At 60.1% G+C, this 15,255-nt stretch carries 12 protein-coding genes; 9 read left to right on the top strand and 3 right to left on the bottom strand.

Annotated features, from left to right (window positions below; translation table 11 throughout):
* Positions 1–726: phosphoglycerate kinase (gene pgk, locus ABX749_RS04240; protein WP_372894903.1), on the bottom strand; the 726-nt coding region annotated here is incomplete at its 3' end.
* A 371-nt stretch (positions 727–1,097) separates the two neighbouring features.
* Between pgk and ABX749_RS04235 the strand changes: the two genes are divergently transcribed.
* From ABX749_RS04235 to ABX749_RS04195, 9 genes are all read left to right on the top strand, one after another.
* Positions 1,098–2,039, top strand: coding sequence for a hypothetical protein (locus ABX749_RS04235; RefSeq protein ID WP_372894902.1), 942 nt, complete (start codon positions 1,098–1,100; stop codon positions 2,037–2,039).
* A gap of 93 nt (positions 2,040–2,132) precedes the next feature.
* Positions 2,133–2,819, top strand: coding sequence for a DUF2461 domain-containing protein (locus ABX749_RS04230; protein ID WP_372894901.1), 687 nt, complete (start codon positions 2,133–2,135; stop codon positions 2,817–2,819).
* Positions 2,820–2,895: 76 nt separating this feature from the next.
* A complete protein-coding gene (locus ABX749_RS04225; RefSeq protein ID WP_372894900.1) occupies positions 2,896–4,101 on the top strand; it encodes a nucleoside monophosphate kinase in 1,206 nt (401 codons plus the stop codon).
* 780 nt (positions 4,102–4,881) lie between these two features.
* On the top strand, positions 4,882–6,822 hold the full coding sequence (locus ABX749_RS04220; protein WP_372894899.1) for a hypothetical protein: 1,941 nt from the start codon (positions 4,882–4,884) through the stop codon (positions 6,820–6,822).
* A 51-nt stretch (positions 6,823–6,873) separates the two neighbouring features.
* Entirely contained in the window at positions 6,874–7,788 is a 915-nt protein-coding gene (locus ABX749_RS04215; RefSeq protein ID WP_372894898.1) for an efflux RND transporter periplasmic adaptor subunit, read from the top strand.
* A 7-nt stretch (positions 7,789–7,795) separates the two neighbouring features.
* Entirely contained in the window at positions 7,796–9,706 is a 1,911-nt protein-coding gene (locus tag ABX749_RS04210; protein ID WP_372894897.1) for an efflux RND transporter periplasmic adaptor subunit, read from the top strand.
* 58 nt (positions 9,707–9,764) lie between these two features.
* Positions 9,765–11,948 carry an HlyD family efflux transporter periplasmic adaptor subunit gene (locus ABX749_RS04205; RefSeq protein WP_372894896.1) on the top strand — a complete coding sequence of 728 codons (2,184 nt, stop codon included), beginning with the start codon at positions 9,765–9,767 and terminating at the stop codon, positions 11,946–11,948.
* 53 nt (positions 11,949–12,001) lie between these two features.
* A complete protein-coding gene (locus ABX749_RS04200; RefSeq protein ID WP_372894895.1) occupies positions 12,002–12,526 on the top strand; it encodes a methylated-DNA--[protein]-cysteine S-methyltransferase in 525 nt (174 codons plus the stop codon).
* On the top strand, positions 12,523–13,350 hold the full coding sequence (locus ABX749_RS04195) for a class I SAM-dependent methyltransferase (protein ID WP_372894894.1): 828 nt from the start codon (positions 12,523–12,525) through the stop codon (positions 13,348–13,350). Before ABX749_RS04200 ends, ABX749_RS04195 begins: the two co-directional genes overlap by 4 nt.
* Positions 13,351–13,487: 137 nt before the next feature.
* Here ABX749_RS04195 and ABX749_RS04190 read toward each other — a convergent pair whose 3' ends face one another.
* On the bottom strand, positions 13,488–13,943 hold the full coding sequence (locus ABX749_RS04190) for a PH domain-containing protein (RefSeq protein WP_372894893.1): 456 nt from the start codon (positions 13,941–13,943) through the stop codon (positions 13,488–13,490).
* Positions 13,940–14,962, bottom strand: a complete 1,023-nt coding sequence (locus ABX749_RS04185) for a hypothetical protein (RefSeq protein ID WP_372894892.1) — start codon at positions 14,960–14,962, stop codon at positions 13,940–13,942. The genes ABX749_RS04190 and ABX749_RS04185 overlap by 4 nt, the downstream gene beginning before the upstream one ends.
* Positions 14,963–15,255: the final 293 nt, after the last annotated feature.

Genomic DNA, 15,255 nt, shown 5'->3' with positions numbered 1-15,255 from the left:
GCTGTTTCCGACCGATTCGCCCTTGGCCAATGAAAACGTGTAAGCCATCGCGCCGCCGATCAGCACGGCATCGCAGATCCCCAGCAAGTTGTTGATCACGTTGATCTTGTCGCTGACTTTTGCCCCGCCCAAGATCGCCACAAAGGGTCGTTCGGGATTGGCGATCGCGTCGCTGAGGTATTGAATTTCTTTGGCGACCAGATGGCCGACAACCCTCGGCTTGCCGGCCATCGCTTCGGGCACCGCGACCATCGAGGCGTCTTTGCGGTGACAGGTTCCGAAGGCGTCGTTGCAATACGCATCGGCCAGGGCGGCGAGTTTGCCGGCGAATTCGGCGTCGCCTTTCTTCTCACCGTCGTTGAAACGCAGGTTTTCCAGCACCAGCACGTCGCCGTCGGACAGGGCGGCCGCCTTCGCCTCGGCGTCGGCTCCGACGGTGTCACTGGAAAAGGCGACGGTTTTGCCCAGCAGTTCGCCGAGACGTTTGGCGACCGGGGCGAGCGAAAACTTTTCGACATCCGACGGCTCTCCCTTGGGTCGCCCGAGGTGGCTCATCAAGATCAGCTTGCCGCCACGATCGATGACGCTCTTGATGCTCGGCAAGGCCATGCGGATGCGTCGGTCATCGGTAATCGTCTGGTTGTCATCGAGCGGGACGTTGAAGTCGACTCGCATCAGCACGGTTTTGCCTGCCACGTCAACTTGGTCAATCGTTTTCTTCGCCATCGGTCGTTCGGGTGTAAGGGGGGAGAGTTACCTGCATTGCTGGATGCGATTATCGAGATCCGGTCTGCAGTGTCGAGTCCCGGCAACTTGAAGGAATCTGGGGAAGAAATCGGAAATCCCGCCACGATTTCCCGCCGGGGGCCCGGGAAAAAGCTTGCCCGGGAGGGCCCACCGGTTTTCTCTCAACTCCTTTACCGCCAATCGCCGAATCCTAATCCGGTGGGATGGTGGCCGATTCGGCCGCTGACTCCGAACGCAACACGGGGATTTTGGTGGCCAAGACGACGGGACACACGATCGCGCGCCTTCGGCACGTCTCCGCTACCCCCGCGTCGCGGCCCTGCGCCCCGGCTCTGCGATGCGCCCGAGCCGTGCTCACCCTGTTGGCCGTTTGCTGGGCGATTTCTGATTCGCCCTGCGCCGCCGAGGGTCCGGCGGGAAAATCCCGCTACCGCTCAGCCACCCACGGTCACTCCAGCGGAGACGATCGCAGCGACGCCAACGACGGCGAGCCGAATTCCAATTTGTTCGGACTCCGCTCACTCTTTGGCGGCAACGATGACGGAACCTCGTCGCGTCGGGACGAATTGCTCGATGCCTTGCCGATGGACCGGTTGACCGCGCACGCCAAGGTCAAACTGGCCGGGGTGACCGAGAAACCGACGCTGTACCGGCGTTTGCCGACCCAAGCGATTCGCTGTGACGAAGAATTGTTTCTGTTTCTGACCCGAAAACCCGAGGCGATCATCGGGATTTGGGATTTGATGGGGATCACCAACGTCCAGGCGACCCGCACCGGGCCGTACCAGCTCGACGCGATCGACGGTAGCGGCACGACCTGCCAAATCGATTTGCTTTACGGCGATCGCAATCTGCACGTGTTCATGGCCGACGGCATGTATGATGGCAAATTCGTGCAGAAACCGATTCTCGGCAAGGGCGTGTTCGTCTTCAAAAGCACTTATGCCGTCGCATCTGACGGATCGACCACCGTCACCGGCACCCTGGATTGCTACATCAAATTCGAGAGCTTGGGGGCCGACATCATCGCCCGTTCTTTGGGCGGACTGATCGGAAAATCGGCGGACCACAATTTCGTCGAAACGGCAAAGTTCATCAGCCAAATCTCTCAGGCCTGTGAACAAAACCCCGAGGGAATGCTGGAAATGGTCGACCGCATGCCACAGATCGACGCCCAAACCAAAGCCGAATTCGCCCGCACGATCATCAACGTCTCCCAGCGATACTTGGCAAAAACGCTGCCGACGGCCAAACTCGTGCAGGACCGTGGCATCCAAGCGACGCAGCGCTAGCGGCAACGATCGGCGGGCAACCGACCGATGGTGATCGCAAGTTCGCAGTCGACCGTCTCGCGGTGTGACATCTCCTCCTCCGAGTGGCCTCCGATGAGCAAAGGCATTCTTCCCAAGTCGCTGTTTGCGTTCCTGCGCAAGTTGAAACAGAACAACAATCGCGACTGGTTCGCCGAACACAAAGATCTCTACCAGCAGAACGTGCTCGGGCCGGCCGTCGAACTGGTCGCGCGACTGGAAAAACCGCTCGCCCGCTCCGCCCCGATGCTGCACGTGTCCCCCAAGCCGCACAACGGCTCGGTGCTGCGGATTTACCGAGACACGCGATTCGGCAAAGACAAAACACCCTACAAGACCAACGTCGGCATCTCGTTGCGGCACCAGGCGGGCAAAGACGTCCACGCGCCCGGCATTTACCTGCACCTGGAACCGGCGGAGTGTTTCATTGGGGCCGGCACCTGGCGGCCGGAAAGCAGCGCCCTGGCGTCGATCCGGGCCGCCATCGATGCGGACCCGAAAGCCTGGAAACGGGCCCGCGACAATAAGGCGTTTCGGGCGGATTTTGACTTCGTCGGCGAAAGTCTGAAAACGGCTCCACGGGACTATCCCAAGGACCATCCGCTGATCGAGGACCTGCGCCGCAAGGATTTTGTCGCGATCGCGCCGCTGAGCGAGGCGGACCTGACCGGCGATGCGATCGTCGATTTGATCGTCCAGCGGGTCAAACAGGCCCGACCACTGATGCGTTTCTTGTGCGATTCGATCGGCGTGCCGTATTGAACCGCCCGTGCTACCCTATACGCTCTCATGAAGCCGCCGCTTCCGCCTCTCTACTCCTAAGCCCGCCCGTTCTATCGTGAATCCAGCTGCTGATCCCGAACCCAAACCGATCCCGCCGGCCGATCTTGAGGTCAAAGACGCGCAATTGATTTTCAATTCCGTCTGGAAAGAATTGGAGTTTGAAAAAGGGAAATTGAACCTCCGGTTCCCGACCGAGCTGATCTTGCTGGGAGGAGCCCCGGGTGCAGGCAAGGGCACCAACACCGACTTCATTCGGCAAGTCCGCGACATCACCGCCAAACCGGTCGTCGTCAGCGAGCTGCTCAACTCCCCCGAAGCCAAGGCGATCAAAGCCCAAGGCGGCATGGTCGGCGACCGTGAAGTCGTCTCGCTGGTGTTCCGCAAGCTGCTCGAACCGGAATTCCAAAACGGCGCGATCCTGGACGGATTTCCCCGCACCAAGGTCCAGGTCGAATGCCTCAAGGCGCTCTACGACCGGATGAAATCACTCCGCCGCGAGTTGATCGACAATCCGAACGTCGAGCACATGAAGCCACCGGTGTTTCACATCATGGTGCTGTTTGTCGACGAATCCGAGAGCGTCAAACGCCAGCTCTCGCGGGGACGGCAAGTCATCGCGCACAACGAAGAGGTCGTGCGGAGCGGGATCGGCGAGCTGTGGGAAGAACGAGCCACGGACTTCAACGAAGCCCTGGCGCGCAACCGCTATCGAGTCTTCAAGGAAAAGACCTACGACGCGCTCGTCTCGCTCAAACAGATCTTCCACTTCCACTTCATCAACGCCCAAGCCGATCTGGTCGTTGTCCAAGAAAACATCCTCAACGAACTCGAGTACCAAAGTTCACTCGAACTCGACCCGCGAACGTTCCACGCCATCGGCGACATCCCGCTGGCCAGCGACATCGTCCAACACGCCCGCCGCGATCTGGTCCGCCGGCTGGACGGCTATGAATACGACCACGGAGAGATTTTCCATGCGGTCGTCGAATTGATCGAAGCCAAATTGGTCCCGATCATCCTTCGGCACGCCATTTCCGGACGGGCCACGATCAGCAGCGAAGACCCGGTCTTAGACAACCCGCTCGCCCTGCAGATGTTGATCGACATCTTTTCCGAACGAGGCTATCACGCGATGATCGACGTCCGCCGCCGAGCGATCCCCGAACAGGTCGACTTGGAAACCGGCAGAATCAGCTGCTGCCAAAAGAAGGTTTATCGAATCACACTGTACTTCAAAGGCAGCGAAATCCGCCGCGGCTAGCGGGGGCGAGCTGGTTCGACGATTCGTTGTTTGCGGGGACGATCCTGAAGGGACGTCGATTCTTTTACAGCAGGATTCGGCAACTGATTTAGATTCGCTCCCGTCTGGGAGAGACGGCGTTTGCAGGGCACGACCGCATAAGGATCAGGACACCACGTCAGCTCGAAAAGCGGGCGTCAGTTTTGCCTGTCGCTACCCGCCCGCATGAACCTAAAAAGCAAAGAAGAAATGCTTGACTATCCGCGCCCCCCCTTACACTCCCTGCACGAGTGACACAAACGATATGGGGCGATCATGGTCACAAGGCATTTATTCATTCTTGTAGTTGCGTTTCTCTTTTTGGCACTTACTGAATGGGTCAAGTGAAACAAGCAATTCATTTGAAAGTCTGTTAGACGATCCGAACGAAGTCCTCCGTTTTATTGAGGCGGAAGACGCCAAAATCATTGCAAGGAAGGATGAACCGCACGAAAGTGAACGAGATGTGAATTGAGCTTGTCATCCGATGGCAATCACTCAGCTTGGCCGAGAACACAGAGACGACTGGAATGTGCCCTGGAAGCCGATTGCAATTGTGCCCGTGCGACCGTCAAGCCTGGGCAACCCTTACCGGCTGTATTGCCTGTCCGATCATGCTTGCCGAAACGATTGTCACGCCTGGCGACCGCTTTCCCTGCACTCTCTTGCATCGACTCGGCAAGACGTGTGAAGTGATCGAGGCGAAAACGTCGATTTTCATGACGTGTCTCCCTCGGTCATCACGGTCCACACGCGTCGCCCATGTTCCAGTCACGCCCCTGCATTGCCAACTATCGCGGCATCACCGGGCAACCGAAGCGCGGCGTGCAAACGGTCGCCAAATCGACTCACGACTGGATCCAGCGGGTTCGTGCCCGCGGCCGGCAACTCGAATCGCTCGACGATCAATCGTTTCGAGCCTCCGCCGCACAATGTCGCGACCGGATTCGTGTCCGCGATGATGCTGTCGCGCTCGACAACACGATCGAATCGTTTGCCTTGACCGGCGAGGCGCTGCGGCGGACCACCGGCATGTCGTACTACGACGTCCAGCTGTGCGGCGGTTTTGTGCTGGCCGCCGGAACCATCGCCGAGATTCAAACGGGCGAAGGCAAAACGATCACGACGGCGCTCCCCACGGTGCTGCACGCCTGGTCGGGGCGCGGCGTGCACGTCGCGACCACCAACGACTACCTCTCCCGGCGCGACCACGACGAACTCAAACCGGTCTATGACCTGCTCGGCTTCAGCGTCGGACTGCTGCAACCCCAAGGACCCGTCGAAGAAAAGATCAAAGCCTACGCCTGCGACATCACCTATGGCCCGGGTTATGAATTCGGATTTGATTTTCTGAAGGACCAGCTGGCACTTCGTTCTCGCCACCGAACCCGACTCGGTGAGCGATTCCTCCGCTCGCTGCAAGGGATCGACAGCCGTGAAGCGACGCCAGCCCAACGCGGGCATGCGTTCGCGATCATCGATGAAGCCGACAGCGTATTGATCGATGAAGCCACCACACCGTTGATCTTGGCCGGCGGAAAAAGCAGTGCATCGACGTCGCCGACCCTGTATCAATTTGCCCGCCGCGTCTCGATGGACTTGAGCGAAGACGATGACTACATCATCGACCCGATCAAACGCACGATTCGGTTGACCCCCGACGGCTGGAAGCGCATACACCAATCGTTTGATTCACGCCCGCCGGGGCAACTCGCCCGCCCCTGGAGCCAATTGGTGGAAAACGCATTGCGGGCCGAGCGGATCCTGCAACGCGACGTCGATTACGTCGTGCAAGAAGGCCAGGTCATGATCGTCGACCAAAACACGGGCCGGATTCACGACGAACGAAAATGGAGCAGCGGGTTGCACCAGGCGGTCGAGGCCAAAGAACAAGTCGAGATGACCGATGAGAATGAAACGCACGCCCGCATCACCCGACAGCGCTACATCGGGTTCTATGAAGGCGTCGCGGGTCTGACCGGAACCGCCTCGGACAGCGAATCGGAACTGCGAGAATTCTATCGATTGCCGGTCGTGCGGATCGAAACCAACAAGCCCTGCGTACGCCAACCACTTCCGCTGCGATGCTTTGAGACGTGTCAGCGCAAATTCGACGCGATCGCCGATGACGCGGCCGGGCGCAGTCGCCGCGGCCAGCCGGTCTTGATCGGGACCGGGACGATTCAGGAAAGCAAGCTGCTGAGTCAGCGATTGACCGAGCAAGGAATCACGCACGTCGTTCTGAACGGATTGCAAGACGAAGAGGAAGCGTCGATCGTCCGCCGGGCAGGCGTTGCGGGAACCGTGACCGTCGCGACAAACATGGCCGGACGCGGCACCGACATCAAACCCGACGCCCAAGCCCTGGCGGCCGGTGGACTGCACGTTGCGGCCGCCGCGATGCACGCCTGCCAGCGCGTCGATCGCCAACTCGCCGGCCGCGCCGCCCGCCAAGGCGACCCGGGAAGCTGCCAGTTCTATGCCGCCGCCGATGACGAAATGATTCAATCGCGCGATCCGGATTTGGCGGCGGAAATGCGTGCCTCGGCCGGACCGACCGGCGAATGCCGCAAAGACTTCTCTGTCGCGCTGCGACGACTGCAACGACAAGCCGAAGCCGACGCGCTGGTGCAGCGGCAACGCATGGTCGCCCATGACGATTGGATGGAATCGGTGCAATCGTCGTTGGCCAGACGCGCCTAAGAGCAATGCTCCAGCACGGCTCAATCCACGGAGGGCACGCCGAACGTCACCATGAATATCACTGCCCCACACCTCTTCAGCGGCCTGCTGGTCGTTTGTTGTTGCGCATGCGATTGGCTGGACGCCAACCGCTGCCTCGCCACGCCGCCCCGGCAACCGCAGATCGACTCGCCGGGGGAACATCTCCAAACCTTTAGCGGATTCACCGAGCCAATTCGTGAGATTCAACTCTGCGTCGTCGAAAGTGGCTCGATCGACACGGTCTTGATCCATCGCGGAATGAAGGTCGATGCGGGGCAGTTGCTGATGACACTCGACTGCGACGTGTTACAGGCCAGCCGAAACGTTGCCGCCGCCAAGGCCGAATCCAGATCACGAATCGATGCCCTGATCATCGAATCCGATTTGAAGCAGCAACGCTATGAAAAACTTCAACAACTGCTCGACGACGGTGCGGGCAGTGTCGAAGAGGTTCGCCGCGCGAAAGCCGATGCGTCGGTGGCCATGCTGGAGGTCGACGCGGCGCGGGAAGAGATGCGGCTGAGAAAACTCGAATTGCGTGAAATCGAAGCTCGCATCGAGCAACGACGGGTCTACAGCCCGATCTCGGGCGTGATCACCGACGTGACAAAGCAACCCGGAGAGTACGTCTCTCAGCAAGAACCACATGTCGCCACCGTTGTGCAACTGGATCGGCTGCGTGTCACCCTGTTTGTGCCAACCTCGGTCGCCGGCTGGCTGGATTCCATGACGAAGGTTGACCTGTGGTTGCCAGAATCCGATCAACGTTGCGTCGGTCGCGTCGACTATGTCGGTGTCGTGACCGAAGCGGACAGCGGACGGGTGCGTGTCGACCTGCTGATCGACAACCCGAATCGTCACTATCGAAGTGGTGTGCGCTGTCAATTGCAGACCACCGGCGAGACGCTTCGCCCGACCACGCCGACGGCCACACCAAGGAATTAGCACAGCGATGGACCAACTGCGAAGCGACACCGCGCAAATGCCCCTCGCGATCGGCCGTAGCATTCGGCCCCGCCACGACGGCGGTGCCAATGACCCACATCAACTGCATCCGATCGCGGACCTGCAGACGCGACTGACGGAGTTGCTGTCGCGCGGCCAGAACCTTCACCAGACCATCGCCGCCGCGCTGAAACTGCAAACGGAGCGTCCCGCCGTACGGGGCGTGCTACTGGTGTGTCGCGCCAAAAACGGCGATCTTTCGATCGCCTCGCACACCCTCCATGCAGCGAAACACGACGTTCACGAACTCCAGGCGTGGTTGCTGCCAAAGGCCGCCGAATCGCTGGCCAAGGGGCGGCCGGTGATCGCTTCAAATGCCGAACGTCGATTGGAATGCATCGCGTTGGCCACGAGGTCGCTTGAATTTGCCGCCGTCGTGACTGTTGTGCAGTGGCCCATCGGCGATGCACAGCGGGCGATCGAATTGAGTGTCGCCCAGACGGTGCTGAGCTTCCTGGAGTACGCGGCGCAGCGACAACAACTTGAGGAATCGGCCGGCCAAACACGGATGGCCGCGGCGACGCTCGAACTGGTTCAGCGCATTCAAGACGCGGCGACGATTGATCAGGCATGCCTGGTCACCGCGGCACAGTTGCAACAACATTTTCAGTGTGATCAGGTATTCGTCGGCTTGGTCGGGCGACGAGGCGGGCGTGATGCCGCGGGAGCGTGCCGCGTCAGGGCGGCGTCCAAGTTGTCGACGATCGACCCCTATTGCGAAACCACGCTCAACATGAAAGCGGTCTTGGATGAAGCGGTGGGGCGGGGAACGATCGGCTCCTGGCCGCCGCTGCCCGGAATCCGGACGCATCAATTGTTGGCCCACAAACAGTTTGCCGGCCGCGATTCGTTGGTGATCACGGTTCCCTTGAAAGACCGCGAAGGCCAGATCATCGGCGCATTGGCAGCCACCGGTCGACGTGAATTGGCCACCGTGCCGGAATTCACACGTTTTCTTTCGGCCATCGAACAACCCGTGGGAGAGGCATTGAGCTTGGTCGCGCGACATCAACGCAGCGCCGCAGGCCGGCTGCTTCGCGGCGCGTTTGCGAAACAACATCGGCTCAAGCAGATCGTCGCGCTGGTCATCATGCTTGCCGCCGGCATCGTGCTGGCCTGTCCCTGGCCGTATACGATTCGATGCCAAAGCGTGACCGAACCGGTGGAACGTCGATTCTGCGTCGCCCCGCATGACGGATTGCTGGAAACCACCATGGCCGAACCGGGCGACGTGGTGCGTGCGGGACAGTGCCTTGCCAACTTGGACGGCAGTGAGATCTTATGGGAACTGGCCGGCGTGACGGCGGAACACTCGCGGGCCGAAGCGAAACGAGACGCGCACCAGGCACGCTACGAAACCCCGCAAGCGGTGATGGCCGACTTGCAAGCCCGCGCGTTGGCGAACAAGCAAGAACTCTTGCAGTTTCGGCAATCGAATCTTCAAGTCCGCAGCCCGATCGACGGCATCGTCCTGTCGGGCAGTCTGGATCGGCGAGAAAACTATCCGGTGACCAAGGGACAAGTGTTGTACGAGGTCGCACCACTGGAGCGTCTGCGCGTCGAGGTAGCGGTCCCTGCCGAAGAGGTCACGCACGTCGAAGTCGGTGACCGCGTGACGCTGTTTTTGGAAGGCATGGGAAGCGAGACCACGGAAGGAACGATTGACAAGATCCGCCCCCGCGCCGAAGTGCGGGATCAACGCAACGTCTTCATCGCCGAAGTGATCCTGGAGAATCGCGATCGAAACCTGCGTCCCGGCATGCAAGGAACGGCAAAGGTCAGCACCGATTCAAGACGCATCGCATGGATTTTATTTCATCACGCCGCGGAAAAAGCCAGAGCGGCCTGGTTCTTCTGAAGACCGGAAGGATATCTCAAATCTCAAAACCTGAAACCTGAAACCTGAAACCTGAAACTTGAAACCCGAAACTCCTCTCCCCCCCGCCCCACACCTGACCGTCGACATCCTTGGGCTCTGTCCCTCGGTTCGCGACGACGTGCGGGTTGCGGTTCAGGTGTATGGCGGGCGGACGTGTTATGTGATCGAAGACGTGTTGCGCAGCAAGTTCTATCGACTGGGACTTGCCGAATACACGTTCGTCTCGTTGCTGGACGGTCAAACAACGATCGCCGAGGCGATGGGCCAGACGGCCGAGATCTGCGGCAGCGATGGATTAGAGGAATGCGAAGTCGCCACGCTCTGCAAATGGCTACTGGAATGTTCCATCATCACGACCGAGCAGTCCAGCTGCGAGAATCGGCTGGAGGAAGGGCGTGTCAAACAGCAGACGCGCAGAGTGCTGGGCGGCGTCAATCCGATGATCCAGAAGATTCCGCTGTTCAATCCGATGCCGGTTTTGCGTCCACTGGATCCGTTGGGCAAACTTATTTTCGGTGTTTGGGGAGGGGTAGTCTGGAGTCTCGTGGTCGGCTACGCGGCGTTTGCGTTGTGGGAATCCTGGGACGCGTTTACTGGCGCGGGGAGACACGTGCTGGCGCGGCAGAACTGGCTGGTGCTGCTGGCCACCTGGTTGGGGCTGAAGCTGATTCACGAAGCCGGTCACGCGTTGGCCTGTCGTCGATTCGGAGGTCATGTCCGCGAGTCGGGGATCGTGCTGATTCTGTTTGCACCGATGCCCTACGTCGATGTGACCAGCGGCTGGAAGATCGACGGCAAGTGGCAGCGGGCCATGATTTCGGCAGCGGGAATGTACGCCGAAATCTTCTGTGCGGCGATTGCGGCATTGGTGTGGACGTCCAGCTTCGATCCGTTGGTCCGCCAGCATGCGATGAATGTGATCGTGACCGCATCGTTGATGACGCTATTGGTCAATGCGAATCCGTTGATGCGTTTCGACGGGTACTACATGATGATCGATGCCTTGGAACTGCCCAACCTGGCAACACATGGACGGCGGTGGTTGGCCACGGCGACGCGCCGCTATTTCTTGGGGATCGACGTCCGCGGTCCCGATCGGGGCGAAGGCAGTCCGGCCATCGTCGTCGCGTATGCCATCGCAGCGCTGGTGTGGCGGTGGATCGTCTGTGTCTCGCTGCTGCTCTCGGCGGAAGTGTTGATGCACGGGGTGGGAAAGGCGATCGCGATCATCGCAATCGGATTGTGGGTGGGACCGACGTGTTATCGTTGGATCCGCGTGATCCTGCAGAACCGCTTGGTGCGTCATCGCCGCCTGGGTTGGATCACCGCGGCGGCATCCGCAACCCTGTGGATGTGCTGGTCGGTGGTGCCGTGGTACTCGCGTGGAACCGTACCGCTGGTCGTCGATTACCACCATCCGCACGAAGTACGAATCGGCGCAGATGGATTCTTGGACGAACTTTTGGTGTCGGTCGGGGACGTTGTCTCGCGCGGACAGATTCTGGCTCGGCTGAGCAATCGCGAACTGGAATTGGAGTACCGCGATGTGTTGTTGGATCTGGAAACATCCGACGCCCGCTATCGAGGTTTCCTCAGTTCCGAATCGATCGCCGCGGCAGGTTTGGAGCAGAAGGTGCAAGCGGCCTTGCGAAGCCGATTGGCACAACTGGAACGACAGCTCGCCGGACTGGTCGTCTGCTCGCCGGCCGACGGTGTGATTGCACAATGTGATGTGAAATCGTGTGTGGGGACATTCATCCACCGGGGCAAACGATTGTTGGTGATCGGATCCCATGGAAGCGAAACAATGCTGGGGCTGGTCGATCAAGCCGATGTCGAGGCATTTCGGCGTGCCCAAGGACAACGGGTCGACGTTCGCTTGTGGGGCATGGGCGAGCGACCGATCGCGGGCCGAATCGATCGCGTGTTGCCGCGGGCCGAATTGTCGCTGCCGCACGCCGCCTTGGGGGCTGACGCCGGAGGCCCGTTGCCGGTGCGGCCGAACCCGCAAGCGACTGACGATTCGGATGCAATGGAGTTGATCGCGCCCAGGTTTCCGGTGCTGATCGATCTGGTCGGCGGCGAAACCGATCGCGTGTTGCCCGGACAAACCGGATACGCGCGGCTGGTTTATCGCGACGGCACCTTGGGACGAGCCGTCAGGGATTCGCTGACCGACTGGATTGAAGACAAACGGGCGATGTTGAGAATGCATCGTTAGCGTATAACAGGGCATCTCGCAAACTCCGCCCCCTTCGACTCGGTTCACGCTCCATGACCTTGACGACCGCTCAATTGACCGCCCAGGCCGGCGTGCAGCAGGACCATTGGACCGCGTTGGGGAACATGGTTTCGACGTGGACCGCGGCGGGACTTTATTCCTTGCGTTGGCAAGAACGCACAGGCTCTCACGACAGCCCAGGCTCCGATGACGGCCCAGTCGCCGGTGACCCGCGCGGGGAAGATTTGGATCAACGGTTACGCGAGTACTTTGCGACCGGCCACGCGGATTTCGACGCCATCGAGTTGGACACACAGGGCTGGACGCCGTTTACCAATCAGGTCTATCGGTGTTGTCGCGCGATCGCGCCGGGCACGACGATCACCTACCAGGAATTGGCGCAGCGGGCGGGCAACAAGGCAGCCAGCCGCGCGGTCGGGGCGGCGATGGCGCGCAATCGCATTTTGTTGGTCATTCCCTGCCACCGAGTGGTCAGCGCCGGGGGTGGCTTACGTGGCTTTAGCGCACCGGGCGGCTTGCAGACCAAACAGTTTCTCTTGGACTTGGAAACAGAATGAGCGAAACGCGGTTCGCGTTCGGTGAAAACTGGGCATCGTTTCTGAACCATCTGGACGAAGATCGCATCGACCAGGCTTGCCGTTCGTTGACCGGGTTGCTGTGTCTTGATGACGCCGCCGGACGTCCGCTGGACGGTCAACGCTTTCTGGATCTCGGCAGCGGCAGCGGACTGTTTTCACTGGCCGCCTATCGGTTGGGGGCGGAGGTCGTGTCGATCGACTTTGATCCTCACAGTGTCGCCTGCACCGAACAGCTTCGGCAGCGTGAATCGGCGGACCCGATCAAGTGGGAAATTCTTCAAGGGTCCGCGTTGGATCAATCGCTGATGGAATCGCTGGGACAGTTTGACGTCGTCTACAGCTGGGGTGTGCTGCATCACACCGGGCAAATGGAACGAGCGATCGAACTGGCAGCGGCGCGTGTGGCGGTCGGCGGACGATTTGCGATCGCGATTTATAACGACCAGGGCGGCGGCAGTCGGCGATGGCTGGGGATCAAGCAGCTGTACCATCGATTGCCAAAGTGGGCGCGCCCCGTGTGGGTCGCGGCGGTCGCGTCGTGGTACGAATTCAAGTTCGCACTGGCACGGCTGGCCGGGGGACGCAATCCGCTGCCCTTTGCCGATTGGCGGAAAAAGCGAACCGATCGCGGCATGTCGGCGTGGCACGATTGGGTCGACTGGATCGGCGGGCTGCCCTTTGAAGTCGCCAAACCCGAAGCCATCATCGTGCCGTTGGTCGCCAAACATTTCCAGCTGATCAACCTGACCACCGTCGGCAACGGATGGGGCTGCAACGAATACGTCTTCAAAAAAGTGGCGTAAGCTTCCAAGTGGCGTACGCTTCCAGCTTGCGTTCCGCTTGGTTTCCCAAGCCACCGGTGCATCGACTTCCTGCGGGTGCCCGTACGCTCGCGCGAAACGGCTAACCCCGTCTGCGATCGGGTCAAATGAATCGGCCGTCACCCCGCTTGTTTCACCGCTTCGGTCAACTCTTCAATAAACCGTTCCCGATCGGCCGGCGAGACGAGATAGAAACGCGAGGCGGTGCTAATCTTCACCCGCCGCACCGACAGAGCCGGTCCACTCAACCAGCTGCCGCTCGGCTCGATCGCTTTGACTTGATGCAGCGGCACGCGTTGGAACAGGATGCCGCAACGGATCGACAACGTGTCCGGCAGGATGGTGTATCGGCAGGGGACGGTGAACAGGCCCGTGAACAACAGGGTCCCGGCTCCGGCCAGCAAACAAATCAGGGCGTCCTGTTGCCTGCCTTGCTGCAACAGCACGGCCGTCAAACCGACACAAATCATCGGCCCCAGCATCAGCAGGACCGCGATCCACCAATCCACGGCTGAAACATAGACGGATTGACGTGGCATCGTCGTGGTGTGGCCGGGTGCCGCGTCATCGGTCATGGAGCTGGCTCGTTCGGGTGACTGGGATCGCCGGTTGGCAGTTCGTCTTCGTCCGTGGCTGCTTCATTCAACGCCTCTTCCTCTTCCCTCATCAACTGGACGGCTTCTGCCATGGCGGCAGCAAAATCGACGATTTCGTCACGCTGGGCCCGGGTCACGCTCAGGTGACGAAAGATATCGGTTTCGTTCTTTTTTAGCTGACCCTCGTCCACCGTCAATGTGATGCCGATTGCGGACAGATAATCACTCTCGTCGCAGGTCGGACAATCGGCGAGTCTCAATTCGACATAGGCGGCATCGGAATCCGATGCGATCTGCAGTTTCTTCAGTGCGTCGAAGTTTCCGTTGCGGATCTGCATCCAGGCCGGGTCGGTGGTGGAAACCGGCAGCACGGCCAGCTCTTCGGTCTCGTCGTTCCATCGGTAACAGTGTTCGCAGAAGGGTCGATTGCCGTACGCGGCCATTCCTGAAACGTATGCGGTTCCGAAGATCAGTGCGGCTTCCAGCACCCAGATCGCCACCGCTCCCCAACCGGAAAGCGCCCCCGCACCGCCCCCGCCCATCGCCCAGATGCCCTCGGCAAAGATGCCTTTCATCCAGCCCAAAATCACGATCGGATCAAAGCCTTGGATCATCAACGGGACGAAGTCACCGCCGAGTTCACCGGGGCCGATCACCAACGCAGGGTGCACCGCCCATGAACTGTAGTAACCGATCGCCGTGAATCCGATCACGGTCAAGAACGCCATCAGCCGGCTGCGATACTTTAGTTTGAAGCACAGCGAACCGGCGATCAGACCGAACCCGCCGCCGACGAAGAAAGTGACCAGACCACGAAGCTTGATGAACGGCAGATAGACGACGGCCGCCGAGTAGATCGCGCCGAACAGAACGCCCAACGGAATCAGCACCACGGCCGCGATCACCAAACTGGCCGGCGAGACCTTGCCGCTGTGCCGATAGAGCGTCGGAGCCGACGCGATCGTCGAGCCCGGGGGATCGGAAAATGTATCACTCATCTCATCCGCCTTCGTATTGTTTCCATGATTAGTGATCCGAGTTGAAAGAGGGCTAGTTTATCAAGAAAGCTCAACGATCGCTCACCCGTCCTGCCCATCGGTCGACCAGTCTTTTGAAGACCGTCATTCATCGCCCCGACAGTCTTAAGTTCGATCGGCGTACCCCGGCGTCTCGGCCAACGACGCACCACGAATCTCTTTGAGCCTTCGTATTGCGATCGGCGGCAGGGCGAGACTGACGAGGGTTGCGACGGACAGCGACAGCACCGAACTGATCCAGCGGAAGTGCAGCG

The organism is Stieleria sp. (assembly GCF_041595215.1).
GTDB classification, from domain to species: domain Bacteria; phylum Planctomycetota; class Planctomycetia; order Pirellulales; family Pirellulaceae; genus Stieleria; species Stieleria magnilauensis.
The sequence above is the reverse complement of the archived record's forward strand: the minus strand, read 5'-3'. Positions and strand labels throughout refer to the sequence as shown.